This is a genomic window from Streptosporangium minutum, from assembly GCF_002149035.1.
GTDB classification, from domain to species: domain Bacteria; phylum Actinomycetota; class Actinomycetes; order Streptosporangiales; family Streptosporangiaceae; genus Streptosporangium; species Streptosporangium minutum.
Genome location: NZ_NGFP01000005.1, coordinates 48,488 through 73,990, shown reverse-complemented (window position 1 = coordinate 73,990; position 25,503 = coordinate 48,488). Strand labels below are relative to the sequence as shown.

Here is a 25,503-nt window from a genome sequence, read left to right as displayed (position 1 = left end):
GGAGGAAACCCAGTGGAAGAGGTGAAGTTCAGCCATGCATGAATTCGGGATCGCGGAGGCGATCCTCGACGCGGTGGAGAGACGCGCGGACGGCCGGCGGGTGGAACGGGCGCGCGTACACGCGGGAGCCCTGCTCCGCATCACCGAACCCGTGATCAACCAGGCGTTCGCCATGGTCGCCGACGGATCGCTGGCCGAGGGCGCGCGGGTGGACCTGGTCATCGTCCCCGTGCAGCTCATCTGCCGGTCCTGCGGGCAGACGGCCGCGTCCGTCGACCCCTTCGCCACCTGCCCCGAATGCGGCGGCACCGATATCGACACCGAGGGCGGCGACGATCTCGTCCTCGAATCCATCCAGATGGCGGAGGCCGCTCATGTGCCTGGGAATTCCCGGCGAGATCGTGGAAATCCTGTCAGACCGTCCTGACCTGGCCATGGTCGACGTCAGCGGCGTACAGCGCGCGATCAACATCGGCCTGCTGGAGGAGGAGTCCCTCGCACCCGGCGACTGGATCCTCATCCATGTCGGGTTCGCGCTGTCGAAGATCGACGAGGTGGAGGCCAGGGCCGCGCTCGACTTCCTCGAAAGCATCGGCGAGGCGTACGAGGACGAGATCGCGGCCCTCCGAGAATCCATGATCGAACAAGGGTGAGATCCGATGCGCTTCGTCGATGAGTACCGGGACGCGGGGAAGGCCCGGACGCTGGCCGCGCAGATCGCCGCGCTGTGCGAGCCCGGCCGCGCCTACAAGTTCATGGAGGTGTGCGGCGGGCACACCCACACGATCTACAAGCACGGGCTGGAGGACTACCTGCCCGAGGCCGTCACGCTCGTGCACGGCCCGGGCTGCCCCGTCTGCGTCATCCCCATGGGGCGGGTGGACGATGCCGTCCACATCGCCGAGCAGCCCGACGTGATCATGACGTCGTTCGGCGACATGATGCGCGTGCCCGGGGGCAACGGCTCCTTCCTCGACGCCAAAGCGCGGGGCGCCGACATCCGGATGGTCTACTCCCCGCTGGACGCCCTGAAGATCGCGCGGGAGAATCCCGCCAGACGCGTGGTGTTCATGGCGATCGGGTTCGAGACCACCGCCCCCTCGACGGCGATGACCGTCCTGCGCGCGGCCGCCGAGGGGATCGGGAACTTCTCGGTCTTCTGCAACCACGTGACGATCATCCCCGCGATCAAGGCCATCCTGGACTCTCCCGACCTGCGCCTGGACGGCTTCGTCGGGCCGGGCCACGTCTCGGCCGTCATCGGCTGCCGGCCGTACGGGTTCATCGCGCGTGACTACGGCAAGCCCCTGGTGGTGGCCGGGTTCGAGCCGCTCGACGTGCTGCACACGGTCTACCGGATCCTGCTGCAGCTGGCCGGGGGCCGGGCCGAGGTGGAGAACCAGTACGCCCGGGTGGTGCCGTGGGAGGGCAACCCGAAGGCGCTCGGCGTCATCAACCAGGTGATGGAGCCGCGGCCGTACTTCGAATGGCGGGGGCTGGGGTTCATCTCCCACTCGGCGCTCAGGATGGGGGAGCGGTACGCCGCCTTCGACGCCGAACGGATCTTCCAGATCCCCGGCGGGCGGGTGGCCGATCCCAAGGCGTGCCAGTGCGGCGAGGTGCTCAAGGGCGTGCTCAAGCCGTGGGAGTGCAAGGTGTTCGGCACCGCCTGCACGCCGGAGACCCCGATCGGCACCTGCATGGTGTCGTCGGAGGGCGCGTGCGCGGCCTACTACAACTTCGGCCGGTTCTCCCGCGAACGGGTCAAGGAGGCGACCCACCGGTGAACGACGAGGAGGACTCCTCCCTCCGGGAGGGGACCACGACACGCGAGTCCCTCCGGGAGGGGACCACGACACGCGAGACCGGCCCCGGGACGCGGGATCCGGGAGTGACCGCGCTCCCTGGCCGGGAGGGAACGGATTCCGGGGTGACCGCGCTTCCTGGCCGGACGGAGCGCGGCCCCCGGGGGAGCGCGGCGCCGGGGCGCGAGCAGGAGGTGCTGGAGCGGATCGAGCGGGTGCGCCGCCGCAAGGCCCGGGTCCGGGAGGACCGGATCACCCTCGCGCACGGCGCCGGCGGCAAGGCCACGCACACCCTGATCGAAGCGGTGTTCCTGGAGGCCTTCCGCAACCCGCTGCTGGAGCCGCTGGAGGACGGCGCGGTCGTCGACGGGCTGGCCTTCACCACCGACTCCTACGTGGTGACGCCGCTGTTCTTCCCGGGCGGGGACATCGGCGACCTGGCCGTCAACGGCACGGTCAACGACCTGGCGATGTGCGGGGCGCGGCCCAGATACCTGTCGGCCGCCTTCATCGTCGAGGAGGGATTCCCCGTCGCCGACCTGCGACGCATCACCGCCTCGATGGCGGCGGCGGCCCGGGCGGCGGAGGTGTGGATCGTCACCGGCGACACCAAGGTCGTGGAGAACGGCAAGGCCGACGGCTGCTACATCACCACCTCGGGCGTCGGGACGGTGGAACGGCCGATCCGGCTGAGCGCCGCCGCCGCCCGGCCCGGCGACGTGGTCATCGTGTCCGGCCCGATCGGCGAGCACGGCGTCACCGTCATGCTCGCCCGGGGCGAGCTCGACATCCAGGCCGACCTCGCCTCCGACACCGCGCCGCTCAACACGCTGACCGGCCGGTTGCTGGACGCCTGCGGCGACGGGCAGGTGCGGTGCCTGCGCGACGCCACCCGCGGCGGGGTGGCGACGGTCGTCAACGAGATCGCCGTGGCCTCCAAGGTCGCGGTCGTGCTCGAAGAGGACGCGATCCCGGTATGCCCGGCCGTACGCGGGGCATGTGAACTACTGGGGATCGATCCGCTCTACGTGGCCTGTGAGGGACGGATGGTCGCGGTGGTGGCCCAGCGGTCCGCCGAGGCCGCGCTGGCCGCCCTGCGCTCCCATCCGCTCGGGTCCGAGGCGGCCGTCATCGGGCGGATCGGCGACGACCCGCCCGGGCTGGTCCTGCTGAAGACCTCCTTCGGCGGCACCCGCATCGTCGACCTGCTGGTCGGCGACCCCCTGCCGAGAATCTGCTGAGAACCCGAAAACCCATGGGGGGCTGGACATGAACGAGCCACGTGAGCCAGAGGACGCGGGCCGGTTCGAGGGAGACGAGCACGGCTACTCTCCCGACGTGAGGCACGCGAGCGAAGAGGTGGTGCAGGCCGGCAACCGGGCCTGGGGACCTCCGCCGGAGGACAAGGGGCCGGGGCGCGAGGTGTCCGAGGAGGAGCGGGAGGGCATCTCCGCCACCGACACCGAGCCCGAGGGGCCCCTCGGCGTCGGCGCCAGCACGTCCCGGCGGCCCGAGGACATCGCGGCCCGGGAGCAGGAGGAGGGCCGCGGGACGGCCGGCGTCGACGAGAGGACCGGCCGCCCTTACGGCACCTCCGGTGCGGAGGACGCCACCGGCGTCGGGTCCCAGGAGACCGTCGACGAGGAGAGCCCGCACCTCCCGCCGGGGGACACCGCCTGAGCCCGCCGCGCGGGCCGACCCGGCCGTGAACCTGTTCCGTGCGGCCGCGAATCGGTTCCCGCGGCCGCGGGCCGACCCGCCTGTGAACCGGCTCCGTGCGCCGTGGGCCGGCTCCATACGACCGTGAGCCGGCCCGCCCGTGGCGGGAACGCCGGTGAGCCCCGCCCTTCCCCGCCTTTACGTCTTCTTGTTCGACGAGTTGATTTACCGGCAGGCAGGGCCGGGGATGGACCGCGCGGAAGATGTCGATCATCGACATGCGTGGTTCTGGCGGCGAGGAGGGGCTCATGAGCCCGATCGTGGTGATCGGTGCCGGGCTCGGCGGTCTGGCCGCGGCGGTCCGGCTCGCCGCCGCCGGGCGGGACGTCACACTCGTGGAGGCACGCGAGACGCCGGGCGGCTGCTGCGGGACGGCGAGCGTGGGGGACTACCGCTTCGACACCGGGCCGTCGGTGCTGACGATGCCGGACGTGCTGGCCGACGTCTTCGCCGCCGCCGGGGAGGACATGGAGAGCCTGCTTCCGCTGCGGCGCCTGGACCCGTACTACCGGCTGCGCTACCACGACGGCTCCCACCTGGACATCGTGCCCGGTGAGGAGGCCATGACCGAGCAGGTGCGCCGGCTGTGCGGCGCCGCGGAGGCGGACAGGTACCGGCGCTTCCGGGCCAGGCTCGGTGAGCTGTTCGCCTGCGAGTGGCCCTCCTTCGTCGACCGCGACATGACACGGCTGCGGAGCCTGGCCCAGCCGGGCGTCCTGGCCAGGCTGGCCGCCCTGGGAGGTTTCCGGCGGCTCGACCGCCTCGTGAAGGGGCACCTCACCGACGCGCGGCTGATCAAGGCGCACACCTTCCAGGCACTGTACGTGGGCCTCTCCCCCCAGCGGGCGCTCGGCATCTACGCGGTGATCGCCCACATGGACACGGTCGGCGGGGTCTTCTTCCCCCGCCACGGCGGCATGCACGCCATCCCGAGGGCCATGGCCGCCGTGGCGGAGAAGGCGGGGGCGCGGATCAGGTACGGCGCGCGGGCCGTCGAGATCGAGACCGGGTCCTCCGGGGTCTCCGCGGTCCGGCTCGACACCGGCGAGCGTCTCGCCGCCGGGCACGCCGTGGTCGCCTGCGACCTGCCCCGCGCCCACGCCGGACTGCTTCCCGGCGGGGCGCGCGACTGGCGGCTGCGCCGCCCCCGCTACTCGCCCTCCTGCCTGGTCCTCCACTTCGGCCTGGAACGGCGGCTCGCCGGCCAGGCACACCACACCCTGCACTTCGGCCGTGGGTGGAGCTCCACCTTCTCGGCCCTGAACGCCGGCAGGCCACAGCCCGACCCGAGCCTGCTGGTCACCTACCCCGAGTCCGACGCCGGCGCCGCGCCCACCGGCCACGCCACGCTCACCGTGCTGGAGCCGACCGCCAACCTCGACGGCGTGGACGGCGTGAACGGCTGGGACGGCCTCACCGCGCGGCTGGAGGACCGCCTGCTGAGCAGGCTGGCCGACCTCGGCTACGGTGACCTGACGGCCGCCCTCCGCCTCACCGTCGACCCGCCCGCCTGGGCGCGGCTCGGCCACTCCGCGGGCACCCCCTTCGCCATGGACCACCGCTTCACCCAGACGGCCTGGTTCAGACCCGCGGGCATGGCCCGGCGCGTCCCCGGACTCCACTTCGCGGGCATGTACACCGCGCCGGGAGTGGGAGTGCCACCGGTGCTGATCTCGGGCAAGCTCGCGGCCGAACGCATCCTGGAGACATCTCGATGACCCTGACCAGCAGTTACGAACTCTGTCGCAGGCTCAACGCCCGTCACGGCCGCTCCTACTACCTGGCGACCCTGCTGCTGCCGGCCTGGAAGCGCCCGCACGTGCACGCCCTGTACGGCTTCGCCCGCTACGCCGACGAGGTCGTCGACTCCTTCACGATGCGGGACGATCGGGCGGAGGCGCTCGACAGGCTGGCCGACCGGCTGGCGGAGGCGCTGGCGGGCGGCTCCGTCGACGATCCGGTGCTCCCCGCGTTCGCGCACACCGTGCGCTCGTTCGGCATCGACCGGGCCGACATCGAGCACTTCCTCCGGTCGATGCGGAACGACCTGACCGTCAGCCGCTACACCACCTACGACGACCTGCTCCGCTACATGGAGGGCTCGGCGGCGGTCATCGGCACGATGATGCTGCCCGTCCTCGAACCGCTGCCGGGCATGGCGGACCGGGCCCGCGGACCCGCCCGCGAGCTCGGGCTGGCCTTCCAGCTCACCAACTTCCTGCGTGACGTGGCCGAGGACCTGGCACGCGGCCGGGTGTACCTGCCGCTCGCCGACCTGGACAGGTTCGAGGTGAGCGTGGCCGACCTGGGAGACCCCCACCCCTCTCCCGCCCTGCGCAGGCTGCTGGCCTTCGAGATCGAGCGGGCACGCGGCCACTACCGGCTGGCGCTGGAGGGCGTCGAGCTGCTGACCCCCTCCTCGCGCCCGTGCGTTCTCGCGGCCTACGAGCTGTACGGCGGCATCCTCGACCGGATCGAGGCCGCCCGCCACGACGTCCTGGGGACCCGTGCCACCGTGCCCCGGCGCCGCCGGCTGGCCGTCTTCGCGCGGCATCTGCTCGCGGCGTCCGTGGCCGACCGGGCCGAACGCAGGGTCGTCGTCCAGGTGCCCTGAACCGCGCCAGCGGAGTCGTCTGTCACTGTCGCCAGGAGGATGCGATGTCGGAGCCGGTGGTCGTCGACGCGATGGGCGGAGATCACGGGCCGGCCGAGACGGTCGGCGGGGCCGTCGTGGCCCGGCGGGAGCACGGGGTCCCCGTCGTGCTCGTCGGCAGGGCCGGGGAGATCCGCGCAGAGCTGGCACGCCACGGCGCGGTCGGCGAGATCGACGTGGTGCACGCCGATGAGGTCGTCCCGATGGGGGAGAGGGGCGCGGGAGCCGTCGCCTCCGGAAGCTCCAGCCTGAAGGTGGGCTGCGAGCTCCTGCGGCAGGGCGCGGGCTCGGCGTTCGTGTCGGCCGGATCCACCGGCGCGGTCGTCGCGTGCGCCATCCGCGGCGTCGGCCGCGCGCCGGCCGTGCTCCGGCCGGCGCTGGCGATCGCCCTGCCCTCGGTCACCGGCGGCGCCACCGTGCTGATCGACGCCGGGGCGACCTCCGACCCCACGCCCGAGATGATCGCCCAGTTCGCGCTGCTCGGCGCGTCCTACGCGCAGCTCGTGCTCGGCGTGGCCGACCCGTCGGTCGGCCTGCTGTCGATCGGCTCGGAACCGGGCAAGGGCAACCGGCTGACCCGCAGGGTCGAGGAGCTGCTGCCGGGACTGCCGCTGCGCTTCCACGGCAACGTCGAGGGCCACGACGTGCTGGCCGGCACCGTCGATGTGATCGTCACCGACGGGTTCACCGGGAACATCGTGCTGAAGAACGTCGAGGGCTCCGTCCGGGCGGTGCTGACCCTGGTGGCCCGGTCGGGGGCCGCCGGGCCCGAGGCGCTGCGGGGGGTGGCCCGCCGCTACGACCCCGAGACCCACGGCGGGGCGGCGCTGCTCGGCCTGAGCGGCACCGTCGTCGTCGCGCACGGCTCCTCCCGGGCCGCGACGATCACCCGGGCCTGCGTGGTCGCGCACGACCTCGCCGGCGGCGGGATCGTCGCCCGCGTCCGGGACCATCTCGCGGCCGAGCCGGTCACCTGAACCGGCCGCCGCGGTGACCACCCACCTTTTCCGCGACCGGACCCGCGACCTGTTCCGCGACCGGACCCGCGACCGCGACCGGACCCGCGACCGGGCCCGGGGCTGTGACCCGGGTCCGGGGCGGTGGCTCGCGGGTGGGGAGCCGGACCCGGCAGGGGCGGCCGCCGGGGACCGGTCACCCTCCTCGCCCGCCGTACCGGGCGAGGGGGTCGGCCCCGTTCCAGGTCCCCTCGCTGCCGTACGGAACGAACCGGGCKAACAACTCCTCCGAGTACCAGCCCTCCGCCCGGGTCTGCCCGATCGCCTCCCGGTGCGCCTGCCCCCGGTAGGCGAAGTCCCGCACCGCGTGGGAGTCGCGCCACAGGGAGAACGTGGCCTGCCGGGCCAGCGGCCATTCCCCCACGCCGACCGAGGCCAGGCAGCCGGCCTGCTCGCTCAGGAGACGCTCCACCTGCGGTACCGACCGGTAGAACGGCACCAGCCGGGAGGGCCGGATCGACGCCCGGGTCAGCACGGCGACCGGCCCGCCCGTGTTCCGCCGGGGGACCTCCTCGATCGGCCCGAACGGCTCCACCCCGCCCCACCGGCCGCGCGAGGCCAGCGGCGCCAGCCGTACCTGCCAGGACTCCCGGGCCTGATCCCGCCAGCGCGCCGCCACGGGCGAGGTCTCCATGAAGGCCTCCAGCGCCGGCTCCTCGCTCCAGACCGCCAGCAGCGCCCAGCGGCGCAGGTCCGCGCCCAGGCTCATCGAGGCTCCGCGGCCGGAACCCAGCAGCCGCCAGAACAGCAGTCCCGCGGTGTCCGCCAGCACCGGCCGGTCGAACGCCATGTATCGCATGGATCCCAGATCCACATACCTCGTGAGGTGGAACGAAGCGATGATTCTCCTGCTCGGCGCGGTCATCGGCGGCTACCTTCTCGGGTCCGTGCCGGTCGCGGTGGCGATCTCCCGGGCGTACGGCTTCGACCCCCGCGAGGTCGGCGACGGCAACCCCGGCTTCTGGAACGTCAAGGAGCGGCTCGGCCGGCGGGCCGCCCTGCCCGTCTTCGCGGGGGACACGCTCAAGGGCACGCTCGCCGCGCTGCTCGCCCTCGCGGTCACCGGCCCGCACACCATGGGGTTCGCGGGGGTCGCCGGCGCCGGCGCCGTGCCGGTGTACCTGGCGGTGGCCGCCGCGATGATCGGGCACGCCTGGCCGGTGTTCGCCGGGTTCCGGGGCGGCCGGTCGATCCTCGCCTTCGTGGGCGGCTCCGCCGTCATCTGCCCGCCCGGGTTCCTGCTCGGCGTCGCCGTCCTGATCGCGGCCGGCCTGGTGACACGGTCCTTCGCCATCGGCGCGCGGGCGGGCGTGTTCGGCCTCCCGCTGTTCCAGCTCCTCTTCGCGCCGGTCGGGCACGTGGCCGGGACGGGGGTGCTGATGTGCCTCATCGGGCTGCGCTTCGGGCAGGCGGCGCGGGCCGCCCGGCCCGGCCCGGCCGATCGGGCCGGGCACCGGTCGTGACCCCCGCAGCCGTGCCCTCCGGAGCCGTGCCCTCCGGAACCGCGTCCCTGGGAACCGCGTCCTTGGGAACCGCCTCTCTGGGAGCCGCGCCTCTATGCGCGTCCCTGGGATAGGTACGGCCCCGCCAGTTGCGCACCGGGCGCAGCGTCGCCTGCGTCAGCCGTACCGCGGTCAGCGGATCCAGCAGGGGGGACAGCAGCACGCCGGGGCCGGGCCGGGTGTAGCTGCCGCGCAGCGCGCCGGTCAGCAGCAGCCGTACGGCCAGCAGCCCCAGGTCGAGCCGGGTGGGCCGGCCGGCCGCCAGCCGCAGGACGGGCAGGGCGGCGGTGAGCCAGATCGCGGCCAGGTCGGCGGCCTGCCGGCCGGGGCCGGTGACGTCGCGCAGCGGCAGCGACCTCCCCCACTCCCGCCACACCTCGGCCGCCGACTCGTGCATGTCGACCTCCAGCAGGCCCCCCGCGTCCAGGAAGCCCACCGCCCAGCCGTCGGCGGCCAGGGTCCGAGCCAGCGCCACGTCGTCGGTCATGTGCCCGCGGACCCGCCGGAACCCGCCGGCGGACAGCATCGCCGTACGGCGGAAGGCCATGCACTGGCCGTTGGCCATGACACGGTGCGGAGCGGGGGCGGAGGACGGCCCGATCGGGCCGGACCGGTAGACCAGCGTCGCCAGGAACGAGGCGTGCAGCGCCTGCTCGGCGATCCCGCCGCAGACGAACCGGGGACCGGCGCTGACCAGGTCGTAGCCGTCCAGGGCCGCGGCCAGCGCGCCGAACAGGCCCGGCGCGGGCCGGGCGTCCGCGTCGAGGGTCACCACGATGTCGCCGCCGGCCGCCTCGACCCCCTGCAGCAGCGCCCACTGCTTGCCCACCCAGCCCTCCGGAAGGGGCGCGCCCACGACGACCTTCGCGCCGAGCTCGGCGGCCAGCCGCGCCGTGCCATCGCCCGACTCGTCGTCGACGACGAGGACCTCCATGACGGCCGGGTCGGCGAGCACCGCCGACAGGCAGGGGCCGATGCGGCCCTCCTCGTCGCGGGCCGGGATCACCACCGAGATCCGCGCGGCCGTCGCCCCGACGGGGGCCAGCGGGGGCAGCCGGTCGCGTCCGCGGGCCAGCCGTACCCCGACGGCGAGCGCGGCGACGGCCTGGAACACGGTGAGCGGTCTCATCGGGACGGGCTCCCTTACGCGGTGAAGGGCGGCCAGGAGCCCCGGACGGCGAGCGGCGGTGCGGAGTCCCGCGTGGTGAAGGGCGGTCAGGAGCCTCGGGCGGTGAGCGGCGGCGAGGAGTCCCGCGTGGTGAGCGGTGGTGCGGAGCGTGGTGAGCGGTGGTCTCATCGCCGCAGGTCCTCCTGGACGAGCGAGGCGACGATGCGGCCGCCCATCGCGACCAGCGGCAGCCCGCCGCCGGGATGCACCGAGCCTCCCACCAGGTACAGGCCGCGCCGGGGACCCCTGTTCCCGGGGCGCCGGAAGGGCGCGAGCGGGCCGGCGTAGGCGCCACCGTAGATCGCCCCGCCCCACGCGCCGTACCGCTCGCGCAGGTCGGCGGGGGTCAGCAGATCGACGAAGCGGAGCCGTCCCGACAGGTCGTGGCCCCGTGCGGCCAGACGGTCCAGCACCAGGTCCCGGTAGGCCTCGGGGGACATCGGCCACCGGCTCGGGTCGCGGGCCGGGACGTTGACCAGCATGACCCAGTTCTCGGCGCCCTTCGGAGCCTGTGACGGGTCGTCCACCGCCGAGCAGCCGATGTAGACGGTCGGATCCTCCGGCGGCCGGCGGCGGTCGAAGATGTCGGCGAACTCCCGTCCGTAGTCGGCGGAGAAGACGACGGAGTGGTGCGCGAGCCCCTCGGTCCGCCCCTCCACCCCGGCCAGCAGCAGGAACGCCGAGGAGGAGGTGCCGAGCGCGGCGATGCGCCGCAGCCGCCGCCGGTCCGGCAGCAGCCGCCCGTAGAGCGCCGCCGCGTCGGTGTTGGCGATCACGACGTCGGCGCGTTCGCGCTGCCCGGAGGCCAGCCGTACTCCCCGGACCCGGCGGCCGTCGGTGAGCACGTCCGTCACCTCGGCGCCGAGGGCGACCTCCACCCCCGCCTCGTCCAGCAGCAGGGCCAGGGCGTCGGCGACGCGGGGCAGCCCGCCCGGCACGTACCAGCCGCCCTGCCCGTGCTCGATGGCGGGGATGCAGGCCAGAGCCGCCGGCGCCCGGTACGGGCTGGAGCCCGCGTAGGTCGCGTAACGGCCGGCGTACTGCAGCAGGCGCGGATCGGTGAAGAAGCGGCGGGCCAGGCCGTGGAGGGTACGGCCGGGCGCGACCGCCATCAGGTCGGACAGGCGTGCCCGTGACGGCGGCCGGGTGAGCGGCCCGGCGAAGAACGTGTGACGCGACGCCTCGAAGCAGGTCCGTGCCCACTCGTGAAAGGCCAGCCAGTTGCGGCCCTCTCCCGGCGAGAGCCGGTCCACCTCGCCGGCCATCCTCGCCGGGTCGCGGTGCGCCGCCAGCTCCGAGCCGTCGGCGAAGCGGTAGCGGCACAGCTCCCGCGGCTCGACGAGGTCGAGTTTCAGGCCGAGGTCGGCGAAGACGCCGGGCAGGGTCAGCAGCGACGGCCCGATGGAGAAGGTGAAGCCGTCGCGCGTGTGCTCGGCGAGCTTGCCCCCCAGCCGGGACCGCTGCTCGTACAGCCGCACCCGATGCCCCTGCCCGGCCAGCAGCAGGGCGGCGACCATGCCGCCCACGCCGCCGCCGATCACGATCACCTCCGCCACATGCGCCTCCACGCGAGCACGGCGAACAGGCCCATGCAGACTCCCCCCACCGCGGCGACCACCGGATCCGGTGGATCGAAGACCACCGCGAAACCCAGGGTCTCCATGAACGCCATCACCGTGTAGACCGCGACCAGCCCGGCGCTCCTCGCGGCCGGGTCGGCCACGATGACCTCGATCAAGACCATGACCAGCAGGGACACCACCAGCCAGCCGGCGAAGTTACTGATCGGCACCCCCCGGTAGAGGCCGGGGTCGTGCCAGGTCCACAGGCCCAGCCGGATCATCTGCGGATCGAGGAACAGGTCCCACGCGGTCAGCGCCAGGGCTCCCAGGACGACCCGCGCCGCGCGGCTGCCGGGGGCCGCGGCCGCGGCCGTCGCGTGGGCCGCCAGTCCCATGCCGCCCCATGCCAGTGCCACGATCACCGGCACCCCGCCGAGCTGCGGCCGGAGCAGCCCGGTGTAGCCGTAGTCCCCGAAGGGCAGCCCCGTCCTGGTGCCGATCCACTCCGCGGCGTACCCGGCCACCATCGCGGCGGTGAGAGCCGCGACCGCTCGGGGGAAGGTGTGGATCGCGCCGGCGAAGGCCAGGGCGCTCGCCACCAGGAGCAGCACGACCACGCTGGTGAGCGGGATCGGCCGGGGCTGCACCCCCGATGCGACCTGCGCGACGATCACGCCGAGGAGCAGCGCCACCCCCAGCACGCCGAGAACCCCCGGGCCGCCCGCGGGCGACCTCCGCCTCACCGTGTCCCTCACCGGGCCGGGAGCCGGGCGTCCGCTGTTCACCTAATGGCTGTGCCCCGCCGATGGTCATCGGAGCGGTGGGCCCCGGTCAGATTCACTTTGATCTCCCGCTGTCACCGCCGTTTCTGCCACCGCTCCCATTACGGGTCCGACCTGGTCCGGCCTGGTCCGGCCGGGTCCGGTGCGGGAAGGCGCGCGCCGGCGCGGGAGATCAGCCCTCCGCCTCCGTGGCCTCCAGATGGTCGAGTACGGCCCGCGCCACCTCGTGTTTGGACATCTCGGGCCTCTGGAAGCGCAGGTCGGCCACCTCGGCGAAGGAGGCCGCCCGGCGCTCGTGCAGTTCGGACGCCAGCTCCAGCGGCTCCTTGCCGAACCGCGGCCGATGGGACTTGGCCATGATCTTCTTTGCGAGGAACTCCGGCGTGGCGTCCAGCCACACGACCAGGGCCGGTTTCAGCTCGGCCCGGCACCTCGGGTCGTCGAGCACGCTGGCCGCGGCGGCGATGACCGGAGCGGGCCGTTCGGCGAGAGAGTCCAGCAGGTGGGCGGCCTCCCTGGCATGGAGCACCTCGGCGCCCTCACCGGCGGCGATCTCGGCGGCCGTGGCGCCGTAGCGTTCTTCCAGATATTCGTCGCTGTCGCGCATGGGCCTGCCGAGGGCTTCGCTGAGCAGCCGTGACACGCTGGTCTTCCCCGCGCCCATCAATCCGATCACGACGATCGGGACCTCGGCCGTCATGCACGCCACCTCCTGCTTTTCATGGAACGAAGTGCCCGTCCCCTGCCCAGGAGCAGCGGCTCTAGCCGCAACGCCGTTCAGTCAGGGCGGGATCGGGGGCGTCAAGGGCGGCTCGTGAGCATGTCGATGCCGATCTGAATCTCTCCGGCCCCCGAGTCGATGAGCCGGGCGAGACGATCGGTATCGCGCGTAGGAGCGGGCCCTCGGCGGGCAGCGGAACGATCTCCACTCCTGTTGTCCAGTGGACAATAAACTGCCGTTCATGACACCCAGACGCAGGCGCAGCCCCGCGGAATCACGCGCCGAGCTGCTGGCGGCGGCAGCCGAGCTGATCGTAGAACGGGGTCCGGACAACGTCAGCCTGCGGCAGATCGCCGAGGCCGCCGGCGTCGCCCACGGGCTCGTGTCCCACTATTTCGGCACCTATGCCGCCCTGGTCAAGGAGGTACTGCGAGTCGAGAACGACCGTATCGAGGCGCGGGTCCGCGAGCGCATCCGCACCGAGGACGGCGTGCCACTCGCGGCGGGGATCATGGACGTGGTGTTCGACACCCTGGCGGACAAGCGCTACCTGCGCCTGTTCGTCTGGGCCGAGATCCACGGCGACTACCGGGGCGCCGCACGACCGGAGCTGGTGGAGCTGGTCGACACGATCGAGGCCGGGATCCGCGCCGCACTCGCGGGGCGGCCCGTTCCGAGCCGGTCGCGCATCGAGGCGGTCGCGCTGATCGGGCTCTCGGCCGCCTACGGGTTCGCCATCGGCGGCCGGTCGTGGCTGGCGGGCATGGGCCACGATCCCGATGACCCGGCGCACGAAGCGGAGTTCCGTGTCCAGCTCGCGCGGATGATGGGTGCTCACATGACGGAGGAGTCCGGTCGGGAGGCTGCCGGCTGAATTATTCTCCAATTGGAGAATAAGATGGTCCGGTCACGCTGATCGCATGGACAGGACTGGAAACATGGTTGAGCATCATCCCGACCTCACCCCGGGCCGGCAGGTGCGCCCCTCCGACGGAGACCGTGACCGGGCGACCCGGCGGCTCCAGGAGGCCGCCGCCGCGGGCCGGATCGAGCTGGACGAGCTGGATCAGCGGCTGACCGAGATTTACGAGGCCAAGACCCGGGGCGAGCTCGCGCACGCGGGACGCGGCCTCCCCGAGCCGACCCGCGCGGACCTGCTGGTGGTGCGGGACGAGCCCAGCTCCCATTTCGCGATGAGCGTGTTCGGCTGGTTCAGCCGCAAGGGCCGCTGGGTCGCCCCGCGCGCGTTCACGTCGCTGTCGGTGTTCGGCGGCGGTGAGATCGATCTGCGCGATGCCCGCTTCGCCGACCGGGAGATCCGGGTGCGCGCCTTCGCCCTGTGGGGATACACGGAGGTCATCGTGCCCGACGACGTGGAAGTCGAGATCAAGGGCTTCGGCTTGTTCGGCGCATTCGACAGGAGTGCGGTCCGCAGGGAGCGGGGAGCGCCACGGATCGTCATCAGCGGTCTCGCCTTGTTCGGCGGCGTCGGCACGAAGGTCAAGGAGGCCCCCAAGGTGTCTTTCGACCGCGACTAAGGGCGCCCGTGAGCTCCGACGCCTCTCCTGCGAAGAGACGTCGGCGAAGGCGACCGCCGCCGAGGCCGCACTGCGCGCCACCGGATTCCGCCGGACATGCGGACGTGCCCTGGGGCGGTATCTCGGCGGAGGCTCGCCCGGGACCGCTGCTAGCGTGTGCTCGTGTCGAAAACGGACAAGGTGCGCCGTCGCTGAGAGCGACGGCGCAAAACCCCAGTTCTCGCCGTCGCTCCTGACCCTTGGCCAGGAGCGCCTTCGTGGCGCTCGGACTCCCCTTGTTCCGGAGCGCACTCATGTTCGCCTTGTCTCCCCGTCAACGTCGGCGTGTCCTTTGGGCCGCCCTCATCTCTGATGCGGTGTTCCCGCTCGCGATCACCGGTGCGACAGCGGTCGTCCCCGATGTGACCGCGCGGCTCCCCGGTGCGGATGCCCTGGGTCCGTGGATCGTCCTCGCCTACAACGGGCTCTTCGCCGCGGTCCTGCTACTGGCGGGGACGACAGCGGATCGCACCGCCCGCACCCGGTTCTTCGCCGCCGGCAACATCGTCGTCGCAGCCACCGGGGTCCTGTCCGCCCTCGCCCCGGACCTGTTGTCCCTTGTAGCCCTTCGCGTGGTCGCCGGCGTCGGGGCGGCCATGTGCGCCGCCGGTGGATCGTCGATGATCCTGGCCGTGTACCCGCCGGAGGAGCGGCGTCGGGTGTACGGCTACGCGGGCGCCGTGCTGGGCAGCAGTCTGGCGCTGGGTCCGGTCGTCGCCCAGGCCCTCATGGCCATCGGAGGTTGGCCCCTCGTCTTCGTCGCGCCGGGGGCCGTCGCCGCCCTGGCGGCCCTGGCCACGCTCGGGCTTCCGGGTCTTCGCAGCCCCGAGGTGCCCGAGGAGTTCGACCTCGCCGGCGCCGTCCTCTTCGGGGTGACCATCGCCGCCGCGGTGACCGCGCTCGGGCTGGGCCTTGGGGCCGGCGTCCCGTGGTGGGGGCCGGGGGTACTCGTCCTCGTCGCGGCGGCCGGCGCCACATGGCTCGTCCGCGTGGAACGGCGTGCGTCCGATCCCGCGATCCCCGTGGACCTGTTGCGGATCCCCGCCTATCGCGCGTACGCCGTGTCCACGGGGGCCCTCATGGGGATGCTCGTGGTGGGGTTGACCGTGCTCCCTCAGCTCGGCTCCGCCCGGAACATGGGGCCGGGCGAGTCAGCGGTCATGCTCAGCCTGCTGACCGTGCCGTCAACGGTCTTTCCGCTTCTCGCCGCGCGGCTCGCGCGCCGATGGGCACGGCCGCTGGTGACGACCGCCCTGTCCGCCTGCACCGTCACCGCGGTCGTCCTCCAGGTGACCGGCCATCCTGCCGCCCTTCTCGTCGCGGCCGGGGTCCTCGGGCTGTGTCTCGGGCTGACCGAGGGCGTCCCGGACGGGCAAGCGCTCAGGTACGTGCCCTCCCATCGCGGAGGGGCGGGCGCCGCGCTGTTCAGCACGGCGCGGATGAGCTTGGAGACACTCACCCTGGCGACTGCCACCGGGGTGATGGCGGCTCTCGGTCCCTCATCCGGAATGGCAGTCGCCGGAGCCGTGTGCCTCACCGCCGCCGTCATCGTCCATCGGGCCGTCCCCTCCCGCGACACACAGCCCCGGACCGCACTCTCCTGCCGCTGACACGCCGCGCGTCCCCGTCGGCGGATGCCGTTCCCTGACGCGGCCGCACAGAGCCGTCTGACGCCGCGTGAGGAACAGGTCCTCGAGCTCATCGCGGCCGGACTCACCCGCCAGGTCGCGGCGCGGCGACTGCGGATCTCGATCAGAACGCTGGACAAGCACCTCGAAGCGGTCTACCGCAAGCTGGGGGTGAACAGCCACATTCAGGCGGCCCTCTGGCTGAACGCCTCCCGGGTAAGCGACACCCGGTGAGACCTCCCGGGTAAGAGGGGACCGGTGAGATGGGGGGAGGACGTCACCACAGCAGGTGACGGGACGCGTAGCCGTTCACCGGAGATGCGGGGCTCTCCCGAAGATTCCGTCCGAAGGAAGGCACAGGGATTATGGGGGATTCGGTGCTGCGTGTCGACTCTTGACAGGGGAATTCCGCGAGCTCACGCTGTTGCGTATAGCGCTTTGCGTTTCTTCTTGTAAAACCAGAGGTGGGTGCGATGATCCCCGCGCGCCCCCTTGCCGCCCTTCCGCGAGGCGAGGCCCACCGGCTGGTGGCTGAGGACGGCATCCTCTATGTCGTCCCGCCGGAGGAGGCGCCGTGACCCCCCTGCCGCCCAGCCTGATCTCCACCCTGCCCGGTGGCTACTACGCCGACGAGGGCGTCTTCGCCCTGGAGCAGGCGAAGATCTTCGAGTCGATGTGGTTCTGCGCCGTCCGGGCCTCCGACCTGGGCAGGCCCGGCGCTTTCAGGACGGTTCAGGTGGGGCGGGAGAGCGTCCTCGTCACCCGGGCCCGGGACGGATCGATCCGCGCCTTCCTCAACGTGTGCCGCCACCGGGGCGCCCGGCTCCGCACCGAGGAGTCCGGCGAGGTGAGGCATGCCTTCTCGTGCCCCTACCACGCCTGGACCTACGATCTCGAAGGCAGGCTGATCGCCGCTCCGAACCTCGCCAGGATGCCCGACGTGGACCGGGTCGCGTTCGGGCTGGTGGACGTCCACGTGCGGGAGTGGCTCGGCTACGTGTGGGTGTGCCTGGCCGGCGACCCGCCGTCGTTCGAGGCCGACGTGGTCGGCGAGGTGGTGACCCGGCTGGGCGCCGAGGAGCCGATCGGGAACTACGGCATCGACGACCTCGCCGTGGGCCGCAGGATCGTCTACGACGTGAAGGCCAACTGGAAGCTCCTCGTCGAGAACTTCATGGAGTGCTATCACTGCGCCACCATCCACCCCGAGCTCACCGAGGTGCTCCCGGAGTTCGCCGACGGGTACGCGGCGCAGTCCTTCGTGGGGCACGGGGCGGAGTTCGGTGAGAACATCCAGGGGTTCACGGTCGACGGATCGGAGGGCGTGGACCGGATCCCGGGGGTGGGGGAGGACCAGGACCGCCGTTACTACGCGATCACGATCAAGCCGCAGGTCTTCGTCAACCTGGTGCCCGACCACGTGATCATCCATCGGATGTTCCCCCTGGCGGCCGGCCGGACGATCATCGAGTGCGACTGGCTGTTCCGCGAGGACGTCGTCGGGCGGGACGCGGACCTCGGCCCGTCGGTCGAGCTCTTCCACCGGGTCAACGTGCAGGACTTCGAGGCCTGCGAGAGATGCCAGCCGGCGATGAGCTCCCGGGCGTACGCCCGGGGCGGTGTCCTGGTGCCGAGCGAGCACCACATCGGGGCGTTCCACGACTGGGTGCTCGGCAGGCTGGGGGCGGTGTCGTAGACGGGACGCTCGGCCGGAGGGGGCGGCGCCGCGCATCGGGCGCCGGGCAGAGGGACGGCGTCGCCGCGGATCGGCGCTCGGCCGACGGGCGGCGTCGGCGTAGATTGGGTGCTCGACGGGCCGAGGGCGGCGTCCGCGTGGCCGGCGATCCGGCGGAGAACCGGGATTCGGAAGAGAAGAGGTGCCGGGATGGCGAGGAAGGCTCCGCGCGAGGACGTCACCGAGGATGATCTCAAGGTCGGCCCGCCCAAGGAGTGGGCGGCGGGCATGCCGGGAGTGACCCGCTCGCTGCTGGCCTCCCACGCCCAGATGGGCGTCGGCCGTACCCTCCTGACCCTGGTCCGCGTCAACCAGAAGGAGGGCTTCGACTGCCCGGGCTGCGCCTGGCCGGAGGGGGAGCACCGCAGCCCGGCGGAGTTCTGCGAGAACGGCGCCAAGGCGGTCGCCGAGGAGGCCACCACCCGCCGGGTCACCCGTGACTTCTTCGCCGGGCACACCGTGGAAGAGCTGGCGGGGCGCACCGACTACTGGCTGGGCCAGCAGGGACGGCTCACCGAGCCGATGCACAAGCCGGCCGGGTCCGACCACTACGTGCCGGTGACGTGGGACGAGGCGTTCGCGATCGTCGGCCGGGAGCTGCGCGCGCTCGGCGGCCCGGACGAGGCGGTGTTCTACACCTCCGGCCGCACCTCGAACGAGGCCGCGTTCGCCTACCAGCTCATGGTGCGCCGGTTCGGCACCAACAACCTGCCGGACTGCTCCAACATGTGTCACGAGTCCAGCGGTTCGGCGCTCAACCAGACGCTGGGCGTCGGCAAGGGCACGGTGTCGCTGGAGGATCTGCACCGCGCCGACCTCGTCTTCGTCGTCGGCCAGAACCCCGGCACCAACCATCCGCGCATGCTGTCGGCGCTGGAGAAGGCCAAGCGGAACGGGGCGCGGATCGTCGCGGTCAACCCGCTGCCCGAGGCGGGGCTGCTGCGCTTCAAGAACCCGCAGCGGCCGTCCGGCGTGGTGGGGCGCGGCACGACGCTGGCCGACCGGTTCCTGCAGATCCGGCTCAACGGCGACCTCGCGCTCTTCCAGGCCCTGTCGCGGCTGCTGCTGGAGGCCGAGGACGCGGCCCCCGGCTCGGTGGTCGACCACGAGTTCGTCCGGTCCCACACCCACGGCTTCGAGGAGTGGGCCAAGAGCGTCCGCGACCTCGACTGGGCGGACGTCGAGGAGGCGACCGGGCTGGAGCGGCCCGCCATCGAGGAGACGGTCCGCGACGTGCTCGGGGCGCGCTCGGTGATCGTGTGCTGGGCGATGGGCCTCACCCAGCACAAGAACTCCGTCGCCACCATCCGCGAGGTGGTCAACTTCCTGCTGCTGCGCGGCAACGTGGGACGGCCGGGCGCGGGGGTCTGCCCGGTGCGCGGGCACTCCAACGTCCAGGGCGACCGCACGATGGGCATCTTCGAGAGGCCCGCCGAGGGCTTCCTCGACGCCCTGCGCGAGGAGTTCGGCTTCGAGCCGCCCCGGCGCCACGGGCTGGACACCGTGGCGGCGATCAGGGCGCTGCGCTCGGGAGAGGCGAAGGTGTTCTTCGCGATGGGCGGCAACTTCGTGGCCGCGACCCCGGACACGGCGGTGACGGAGGCGGCGATGCGCCGGGCCCGGCTGACGGTGCAGGTGTCGACCAAGCTGAACCGCTCCCACACCGTCTGCGGCGAGCAGGCGCTCATCCTCCCGACGCTGGGGCGTACCGAGCGCGACGGCGACCGGTTCGTCACGGTCGAGGACTCCATGGGCCTGGTCCACGCCTCCCGGGGCCGGCTCCGCCCCGCCTCGCCGGACCTGCTCCCGGAGGTGGCGATCGTCTGCCGGCTGGCGCGGGAGGTCTTCGGCGCCGACCCCCACGTGCCCTGGGAGGAGTTCGAGGCCGACTACGACGCGATCCGCGACCGCATCGCCCGGGTGGTGCCCGGGTTCGGCGACTTCAACGCCCGCGTCCGGGAACCCGGCGGCTTCGCCCTGCCCAACGCGCCCCGCGACGAGCGGCGGTTCCCGACCGCGACGGGGAAGGCAAACTTCACCGTCAACGCCCTGGAGGTGCTGCGCGTCCCCGCCGGGCGGCTCCTGCTCCAGACGGTCCGCAGCCACGACCAGTACAACACCACGATCTACGGCATGGACGACCGCTACCGGGGGGTGAGCGGTGGCCGCCGCGTCGTCTTCGTCCACCCCGGCGACCTGGCCGAGCGGGATCTGGCCGACGGCGACATGGTGGACCTGGTCAGCGAGTGGCCCGACGGGGAGCGCAGGGCCGAGGCCTTCCGCGTCGTCGCCTACCCGACGGCGCGCGGGTGCTGCGCGGCGTACTTCCCCGAGACCAACGTGCTCGTGCCGCTGGACTCGGTCGCGGAGACCTCCAACACCCCCACCTCCAAGAGCGTCGTGGTGCGGCTCAGCCGGTGTGCCCCAGGCGGTGGCTGATGTCCCGCGCCCCGGCGACGAGGACCGGGGCGAGGGCGTGCAGCCGCTCCTCGCCGAGGCGGTAGGCCGGACCCGAGGCGCTGACCGCGGCGACGACCTCGCCGTCGTGGGAGCGGACGGGGGCCGCGACGGCGTTCAGCCCGGCCTCGTACTCCTCGACGGTGACCGCGTAGCCCCTGCGCCGGGCCTCGTCCAGCTGCTCTTCGAGAGCGGGGAGCGAGGTGATCGTGCCGGGTGTGTACCGCTCGAAGCCGGCGGCGTCGAGCAGCCGCGCCCGGTGGCGGTCGTCGAGGTGGGCCAGCAGCACCTTCCCGCTCGACGTGGCGTGCAGCGGGGTGAGCTGGCCGATCCAGTTCTGGGTGGTGACCGCCGAGGGTCCGCGCACCTGGTCCAGGTTCACCGCGTAGTGGGAGCGCAGGACGGCGATGTTGACCGTCTCGCCGATCTCCTCGGCGAGACGCCGGCATACGGGGCGGCTCTGCTGGGTGAGGTCCAGCCGGGCGGCCACGCCGCCCGCGAGACGGACCATTCCGAAGCTGAGCCGGTATTTCCCCCGGTCCTCGGCCTGCTCGACCAGGCCCCGGGACTCCAGCGCGCCGAGCAGCCGGAAGGCGGTCGACTTGTGGACGCCGATCTCCACGGCGACCTCGCTGACACCGGCCTCCTGACGCTGGGAAAGGATCTCCAGGATGCTGATGGCCCGGTCGACCGACTGCACCCCGCCGGTGCCGTCAGCCCGGTGGCTGGAGGAGTCGTTGCCCATAGCGGGACTGTAGGCGCTGTATGGAACGCGCGTCCAACAGCGCCCGCCCGATCTCCGTTGCGGATGGTGCAATGAATTGCGGCATTCAGTACGATCGTTGATCTCACCTCTTGCTGTCGCGAGACGAGGCAGACATGTACGACTTCGTCATCGTTGGGGGTGGATCAGCCGGAAGCGCGCTGGCGAACCGGTTGTCCGCCGACCCCGCCAACCGGGTGCTGGTGCTGGAGGCCGGCCGGCCGGACTACCCCTGGGACGTCTTCATCCACATGCCCGCCGCGCTGACCTTCCCCATCGGCAGCCGGTTCTACGACTGGAAGTACGAGTCCGAGCCCGAACCGCACATGAACGGCCGCCGGATCTATCACGCCCGCGGCAAGGTCCTGGGCGGTTCCAGCAGCATCAACGGCATGATCTTCCAGCGGGGCAATCCCCTGGACTACGAGCGCTGGGCCGCCGACCCGGGCATGGAGACCTGGGACTTCGCCCACTGCCTGCCCTATTTCAAGCGGATGGAGAACTGCCTCGCCGCGGACCCGGATGATCCCCTGCGCGGGCACGACGGGCCTCTGGTGCTTGAGCGCGGGCCGGTGCGCAACCCGCTGTTCGCGGCGTTCTTCGAGGCGGCGCAGCAGGCCGGCTACCCGCTGACCGACGACGTCAACGGATACCGCCAGGAGGGCTTCGCCCGTTTCGACCGCACCATCCGCCGGGGGCGCCGGCTGTCCGCCGCGCGGGCCTACCTGCACCCCGTCAGGAGACGCCCCAACCTGGAGATCAGGACGCGGGCGTTCGTCACGAAGATCCTCTTCGAGGGGGGACGCGCCGTCGGCGTCGAGTGCAACGGCCGGACGGTCCGCGCGGGCGAGGTCGTCCTCTGCGGCGGCGCGATCAACTCCCCGCAGCTGCTCCAGCTCTCCGGCGTGGGCCACGCCGCGGAACTGGGCGCCCTCGGCGTCGACGTCGTGCACGACCTGCCGGGGGTGGGGGAGAACCTGCAGGACCATCTGGAGGTCTACATCCAGTACGCCTGCGGGCGGCCGGTGTCGATGCAGCCCGCGATGAAGTGGCGCAACCGGCCGTGGATAGGCGCGCGGTGGCTGTTCCTGCGCAGCGGGCCCGGGGCGACCAACCACTTCGAGGCGGGCGGTTTCGTCCGCGGCAACGACGACGTCGACTACCCCAACCTGATGTTCCACTTCCTGCCCGTCGCCGTCCGCTACGACGGGTCCGCGCCCGCCGGCGGGCACGGCTACCAGGTGCACATCGGGCCGATGTACTCCGACGCGCGCGGCTCGGTGAAGATCAGAAGCACCGATCCCCGGGTCCACCCGGCGCTGCGGTTCAACTACCTGTCCACCGCGCGGGACCGGCGGGAGTGGGTGGAGGCGGTCCGGGTCGCCCGCGACCTCCTCACCCAGCGCGCGATGGACGAGTTCAACGCGGGGGAGCTGTCGCCCGGACCGGAGGTCCGGACCGACCAGGAGATCCTGGACTGGGTGGCCAGGGACGGCGAGACCGCGCTGCACCCCTCCTGCACCGCCCGGATGGGCGTCGACGGCCTCGCCGTCGTCGATCCGCTCTCCATGAGGGTCCACGGCCTCGACGGGCTCCGTGTCGTGGACGCCTCGGTCATGCCGTACGTGACCAACGGCAACATCTACGCGCCGGTCATGATGGTCGCGGAGAAGGCGGCGGACCTGATCCTGGGCAACACGCCGATGGCGGCCGAACCCGCCGGTTTCCACCGGCACCGCCGGGGCACGGACGGCTGACCGTACGGCCCGCCCCGTCACCCGCCGGCTTCCACCGGCGCCGCGAGGGCAAGGCCGGCTGACCGTACGGCCCGCCCCTCCGGCGACCTCCGCCGGAGAGGCGGACGGCCGCTCCTCCGGCGGCCCCCGATCCATCCTTGACCGAGTGGTCCGCAAGAGAGAACCTGTTGCGGGAAGCGCACTACGTTTTGAAGTGCGCAACGGCGGAGGTGGGTATGGCAGGCCGTCGCGTCGTCGTCATCGGAGCCGGAGTCGTCGGCGCGGCCCTCGCGGACGAGCTCTCCGCGAGGGGCTGGGACGACGTCACCGTCGTCGACCAGGGCGCCGTGCCGTCCACGGGGGGATCGTCCTCTCACGCCCCCGGGCTGGTGTTCCAGACGAACCCGTCCAAGACCATGACGGCGCTGGCCCGCTACACCGTCGAGAAGTTCACGTCACTCGGCTGCTTCCTCCAGGTGGGCGGCCTGGAGGTGGCCACCACGCCCGAGCGGCTCCTCGAACTGCGCCGCCGCCACGGCTGGGCCGTGGCCTGGGGGCTCCAGGCGCACCTGCTCACGCCCGCGGAGTGCCTGGAGCGGCACTCCCTGCTGGACCCCGGCCGGGTGCTGGGCGGCCTCTTCCTCCCCGGTGACGGCCTGGCGCAGGCGGTGCGCGCCGTCGAGGTCCAGCTCCGCCGCGCCGGGGAACGCGGCGTGCGCGTGCTGGACCGGCACGAGGTGCTGGACATCCGCGTCGAGGACGGCCGGGTCGCCGCCGTCGTCACCGATCGGGGCGAGATCCCGGCCGACCTGGTGGTCTGCTGCGCGGGCATCTGGGGCCCGAAGATCGCGGGCATGGTGGGGATGTCCCTCCCGCTGACCCCGATGGCGCACCAGTTCGCCTGGACCGGGCCCGTCCCCGCGCTGAGCGGGCAGACCGAGGAGGCCGTCCGGCCGATACTGCGCCACCAGGACGCCGACCTGTACTACCGGGAGCACTTCGAGCGGATCGGCATCGGCTACTACGGGCACCGCCCGATGCCGATCCGCCCCGACGAGATCCTCCCGATCGGCGCGGCGGAGACGATGCCGTCAGTGATGCCGTTCACCGGGGACGACTTCGCCCCGGCGTGGGCCGAGACCCGGTCCCTGCTGCCCGCGACGCGGGAGACCGAGCCGGCGGAGGGCGTCAACGGCCTCTTCTCCTTCACCACCGACAACATGCCGCTGCTCGGCGAGTCGCCCGAGGTCGGGGGCTTCTGGGTGGCCGAGGCCGTATGGGTGACACATTCGGCGGGCGTGGGCCGGGCGATGGCCGAATGGCTGGCCGACGGCCACTGCTCGTCCTTCGACCTGCACGAGTGCGACGTCAACCGGTTCGAGCCCCACCAGCTCGCCCCGGAGTACGTCCTGACCCGCGGCTGCCAGAACTTCGCCGAGGTCTACGACATCATCCACCCGCTGCAACCGCCGGAGAACCTGCGCCCGATCCGCACCAGCCCCTTCCACCCCCGGCAGCGCGAGCTCGGCGCGTTCTTCCTGGAGGCCGGCGGCTGGGAGCGACCCCAGTGGTACGGCGCCAACGCCGCGCTGGCCGAAGGCCGGGCCGTCCCCCGGCCGGACGAGTGGGCCGCCCGCTACTGGTCGCCGATCGTCGCCGCCGAGGCCCGGGCCTCCCGGGAGTCCGTCGCGCTGTACGACATGAGCGCGCTCAAGCGGATCGAGGTCGGCGGCCGGGGGGCCGCCGCCTTCCTGCAGCGGGTCTCGACCGGAGACGTCGGCAAGCCCGTCGGCTCGGTGACCTACTGCCTGCTGCTGAACGCCGACGGCGGCATCCGCGGCGACATCACCGTCGCCCGGCTCGGCCCGGAGCTGTTCCAGATCGGCGCCAACGGCAACCTCGACCTCGACTGGCTCCACCGCCACCTCCCGGCCGACGGCTCGGTCGTGATCCGCGACATCACGGCGGGCACCTGCTGCGTCGGCGTCTGGGGCCCCCGCGCCCGTGACCTGATGGTCCCGTTGGGCGGCCCGGACTTCTCCCGGGACGGCTTCCGCTACTTCCGGGGCAAGCGCGGCCACGTCGGCACGGTGCCCGTCACCGCGCTCCGCCTCTCCTACGTCGGCGAGCTCGGCTGGGAGCTCTACACGACGGCCGACCTGGGCGCCAAGCTGTGGGACACCCTCTGGGAGGAGGGCCTGCGGCACGGGGTCGTCGCCGGCGGCCGGGGCGCCTTCGACAGCCTCCGGCTGGAGAAGGGCTACCGCTCCTTCGGCACCGACATGACCTACGAGCACGACCCCTACGAAGCAGGCCTCGGCTCCGCCGTACGGAAGGAGGGCAAGGGCGACTTCATCGGCCGCGCGGCCCTCCGGGAGCGCCACGCCTCGGTGCGGCGCCGGCTGACCTGCCTGACGATCGACGGCCCCGACGCCGTCGTCATGGGCAAGGAACCCGTCTACGACGGCGAGAAGTGCGTCGGATACGTCACCAGCGCCGCCTACGGCCACACGATCGGCAGGGGCGTCGCCTACGCCTGGCTGCCGGCCGCGCTCTCCGTCCCCGGACAGGCCCTCCACATCGGCTACTTTGACCGGCGGATCGCCGCCGCCGTCGCCGGGGAACCGCTCTACGACCCGGCGATGGACCGGCTGCGCGGCTAGGACGCGGCAGGGCATC

Annotated in this window: 23 protein-coding genes; 17 read left to right on the top strand and 6 right to left on the bottom strand. The window is 72.6% G+C overall.

Going from position 1 to position 25,503, the window contains the following annotated elements; translation table 11 throughout:
* Positions 1–34 precede the first annotated feature (34 nt).
* The 8 genes from CA984_RS02200 (at position 35) to plsX (ending at position 7,154) form a co-directional block, all read left to right on the top strand.
* The gene (locus tag CA984_RS02200) at positions 35–427 is read left to right on the top strand and encodes a hydrogenase maturation nickel metallochaperone HypA/HybF (protein WP_086567370.1); all 393 of its coding nucleotides are present in this window, start codon (positions 35–37) and stop codon (positions 425–427) included.
* Positions 402–653 (top strand): HypC/HybG/HupF family hydrogenase formation chaperone, encoded by a 252-nt coding sequence (locus tag CA984_RS02195; protein ID WP_341351694.1) that lies wholly within the window; start codon positions 402–404, stop codon positions 651–653. Before CA984_RS02200 ends, CA984_RS02195 begins: the two co-directional genes overlap by 26 nt.
* Before the next feature lie 6 nt (positions 654–659).
* A complete protein-coding gene (gene hypD, locus CA984_RS02190; RefSeq protein ID WP_086567363.1) occupies positions 660–1,787 on the top strand; it encodes a hydrogenase formation protein HypD in 1,128 nt (375 codons plus the stop codon).
* Positions 1,784–3,046 (top strand): hydrogenase expression/formation protein HypE, encoded by a 1,263-nt coding sequence (gene hypE, locus CA984_RS02185; protein ID WP_086567361.1) that lies wholly within the window; start codon positions 1,784–1,786, stop codon positions 3,044–3,046. Before hypD ends, hypE begins: the two co-directional genes overlap by 4 nt.
* A gap of 28 nt (positions 3,047–3,074) precedes the next feature.
* On the top strand, positions 3,075–3,485 hold the full coding sequence (locus CA984_RS02180; RefSeq protein WP_086567358.1) for a hypothetical protein: 411 nt from the start codon (positions 3,075–3,077) through the stop codon (positions 3,483–3,485).
* 287 nt (positions 3,486–3,772) lie between these two features.
* On the top strand, positions 3,773–5,242 hold the full coding sequence (gene crtI, locus CA984_RS02175; RefSeq protein ID WP_086567436.1) for a phytoene desaturase family protein: 1,470 nt from the start codon (positions 3,773–3,775) through the stop codon (positions 5,240–5,242).
* Positions 5,239–6,138: a phytoene/squalene synthase family protein gene (locus tag CA984_RS02170; RefSeq protein ID WP_086567354.1), complete on the top strand. Its 900-nt coding sequence runs from the start codon at positions 5,239–5,241 to the stop codon at positions 6,136–6,138. Before crtI ends, CA984_RS02170 begins: the two co-directional genes overlap by 4 nt.
* Positions 6,139–6,182: 44 nt before the next feature.
* Complete coding sequence (plsX, locus tag CA984_RS02165; protein WP_086567352.1) at positions 6,183–7,154, top strand: phosphate acyltransferase PlsX; 972 nt, start codon at positions 6,183–6,185, stop codon at positions 7,152–7,154.
* 175 nt (positions 7,155–7,329) lie between these two features.
* Here the strand turns inward: plsX and CA984_RS02160 are convergent, their stop codons facing one another.
* A complete protein-coding gene (locus tag CA984_RS02160) occupies positions 7,330–7,992 on the bottom strand; it encodes a spheroidene monooxygenase (protein ID WP_242675687.1) in 663 nt (220 codons plus the stop codon).
* 40 nt (positions 7,993–8,032) lie between these two features.
* On the opposite strand from CA984_RS02160, the gene CA984_RS02155 reads away from it, so the two are divergent.
* Positions 8,033–8,656 (top strand): glycerol-3-phosphate acyltransferase, encoded by a 624-nt coding sequence (locus CA984_RS02155; RefSeq protein ID WP_086567348.1) that lies wholly within the window; start codon positions 8,033–8,035, stop codon positions 8,654–8,656.
* Here CA984_RS02155 and CA984_RS02150 read toward each other — a convergent pair.
* From CA984_RS02150 to CA984_RS02135, 4 genes are all read right to left on the bottom strand, one after another.
* Positions 8,580–9,824, bottom strand: a complete 1,245-nt coding sequence (locus CA984_RS02150) for a glycosyltransferase family 2 protein (RefSeq protein WP_242675686.1) — start codon at positions 9,822–9,824, stop codon at positions 8,580–8,582. The two genes, CA984_RS02155 and CA984_RS02150, sit on opposite strands and share 77 nt — an antisense overlap.
* 164 nt (positions 9,825–9,988) lie before the next feature.
* Positions 9,989–11,419: a phytoene desaturase family protein gene (locus tag CA984_RS02145; RefSeq protein ID WP_165781070.1), complete on the bottom strand. Its 1,431-nt coding sequence runs from the start codon at positions 11,417–11,419 to the stop codon at positions 9,989–9,991.
* Positions 11,407–12,168 (bottom strand): carotenoid biosynthesis protein, encoded by a 762-nt coding sequence (locus CA984_RS02140; protein WP_242675685.1) that lies wholly within the window; start codon positions 12,166–12,168, stop codon positions 11,407–11,409. The genes CA984_RS02145 and CA984_RS02140 overlap by 13 nt, the downstream gene beginning before the upstream one ends.
* Before the next feature lie 211 nt (positions 12,169–12,379).
* Positions 12,380–12,907 (bottom strand): shikimate kinase, encoded by a 528-nt coding sequence (locus CA984_RS02135; protein WP_086567343.1) that lies wholly within the window; start codon positions 12,905–12,907, stop codon positions 12,380–12,382.
* Between the two features lie 262 nt (positions 12,908–13,169).
* On the opposite strand from CA984_RS02135, the gene CA984_RS02130 reads away from it, so the two are divergent.
* The 6 genes from CA984_RS02130 to CA984_RS02105 all read left to right on the top strand — a co-directional run bounded on the left by CA984_RS02130 (position 13,170) and on the right by CA984_RS02105 (position 20,307).
* On the top strand, positions 13,170–13,802 hold the full coding sequence (locus tag CA984_RS02130; RefSeq protein WP_242675684.1) for a TetR/AcrR family transcriptional regulator: 633 nt from the start codon (positions 13,170–13,172) through the stop codon (positions 13,800–13,802).
* Between the two features lie 64 nt (positions 13,803–13,866).
* Positions 13,867–14,466, top strand: a complete 600-nt coding sequence (locus CA984_RS02125) for a DUF1707 SHOCT-like domain-containing protein (protein WP_086567341.1) — start codon at positions 13,867–13,869, stop codon at positions 14,464–14,466.
* 356 nt (positions 14,467–14,822) lie between these two features.
* On the top strand, positions 14,823–16,115 hold the full coding sequence (locus CA984_RS02120) for an MFS transporter (RefSeq protein WP_242675683.1): 1,293 nt from the start codon (positions 14,823–14,825) through the stop codon (positions 16,113–16,115).
* 24 nt (positions 16,116–16,139) lie between these two features.
* The gene (locus tag CA984_RS02115) at positions 16,140–16,367 is read left to right on the top strand and encodes a response regulator transcription factor (protein WP_086567338.1); all 228 of its coding nucleotides are present in this window, start codon (positions 16,140–16,142) and stop codon (positions 16,365–16,367) included.
* 340 nt (positions 16,368–16,707) lie between these two features.
* A complete protein-coding gene (locus CA984_RS02110; protein ID WP_086567335.1) occupies positions 16,708–17,829 on the top strand; it encodes an aromatic ring-hydroxylating oxygenase subunit alpha in 1,122 nt (373 codons plus the stop codon).
* A gap of 189 nt (positions 17,830–18,018) precedes the next feature.
* Complete coding sequence (locus CA984_RS02105) at positions 18,019–20,307, top strand: FdhF/YdeP family oxidoreductase (protein WP_086567333.1); 2,289 nt, start codon at positions 18,019–18,021, stop codon at positions 20,305–20,307.
* On the opposite strand, the gene CA984_RS02100 is transcribed toward CA984_RS02105, so the two are convergent.
* Positions 20,279–21,070, bottom strand: a complete 792-nt coding sequence (locus CA984_RS02100) for an IclR family transcriptional regulator (protein ID WP_207620672.1) — start codon at positions 21,068–21,070, stop codon at positions 20,279–20,281. The genes CA984_RS02105 and CA984_RS02100 overlap by 29 nt on opposite strands.
* Positions 21,071–21,204: 134 nt before the next feature.
* Between CA984_RS02100 and betA the strand changes: the two genes are divergently transcribed.
* Positions 21,205–22,845 carry a choline dehydrogenase gene (gene betA / locus CA984_RS02095; RefSeq protein WP_086567330.1) on the top strand — a complete coding sequence of 547 codons (1,641 nt, stop codon included), beginning with the start codon at positions 21,205–21,207 and terminating at the stop codon, positions 22,843–22,845.
* 215 nt (positions 22,846–23,060) lie between these two features.
* Positions 23,061–25,487, top strand: coding sequence for a GcvT family protein (locus CA984_RS02090; RefSeq protein ID WP_086567327.1), 2,427 nt, complete (start codon positions 23,061–23,063; stop codon positions 25,485–25,487).
* Positions 25,488–25,503 lie beyond the last annotated feature (16 nt).

Bases quoted from the DNA above. Each gene is read 5' to 3' on its own strand.
- CA984_RS02200 (WP_086567370.1), top strand. From the start codon at position 35: ATGCATGAATTCGGGATCGCGGAGGCGATCCTCGACGCGGTGGAGAGA.
- hypD (WP_086567363.1), top strand. From the start codon at position 660: ATGCGCTTCGTCGATGAGTACCGGGACGCGGGGAAGGCCCGGACGCTG.
- CA984_RS02180 (WP_086567358.1), top strand. From the start codon at position 3,075: ATGAACGAGCCACGTGAGCCAGAGGACGCGGGCCGGTTCGAGGGAGAC.
- crtI (WP_086567436.1), top strand. From the start codon at position 3,773: ATGAGCCCGATCGTGGTGATCGGTGCCGGGCTCGGCGGTCTGGCCGCG.
- CA984_RS02170 (WP_086567354.1), top strand. From the start codon at position 5,239: ATGACCCTGACCAGCAGTTACGAACTCTGTCGCAGGCTCAACGCCCGT.
- plsX (WP_086567352.1), top strand. From the start codon at position 6,183: ATGTCGGAGCCGGTGGTCGTCGACGCGATGGGCGGAGATCACGGGCCG.
- CA984_RS02155 (WP_086567348.1), top strand. From the start codon at position 8,033: ATGATTCTCCTGCTCGGCGCGGTCATCGGCGGCTACCTTCTCGGGTCC.
- CA984_RS02150 (WP_242675686.1), bottom strand. From the start codon at position 9,824: ATGAGACCGCTCACCGTGTTCCAGGCCGTCGCCGCGCTCGCCGTCGGG.
- CA984_RS02135 (WP_086567343.1), bottom strand. From the start codon at position 12,907: ATGACGGCCGAGGTCCCGATCGTCGTGATCGGATTGATGGGCGCGGGG.
- CA984_RS02130 (WP_242675684.1), top strand. From the start codon at position 13,170: ATGACACCCAGACGCAGGCGCAGCCCCGCGGAATCACGCGCCGAGCTG.
- CA984_RS02125 (WP_086567341.1), top strand. From the start codon at position 13,867: ATGGTTGAGCATCATCCCGACCTCACCCCGGGCCGGCAGGTGCGCCCC.
- CA984_RS02115 (WP_086567338.1), top strand. From the start codon at position 16,140: ATGCCGTTCCCTGACGCGGCCGCACAGAGCCGTCTGACGCCGCGTGAG.
- CA984_RS02105 (WP_086567333.1), top strand. From the start codon at position 18,019: ATGGCGAGGAAGGCTCCGCGCGAGGACGTCACCGAGGATGATCTCAAG.
- CA984_RS02100 (WP_207620672.1), bottom strand. From the start codon at position 21,070: ATGGGCAACGACTCCTCCAGCCACCGGGCTGACGGCACCGGCGGGGTG.
- betA (WP_086567330.1), top strand. From the start codon at position 21,205: ATGTACGACTTCGTCATCGTTGGGGGTGGATCAGCCGGAAGCGCGCTG.
- CA984_RS02090 (WP_086567327.1), top strand. From the start codon at position 23,061: ATGGCAGGCCGTCGCGTCGTCGTCATCGGAGCCGGAGTCGTCGGCGCG.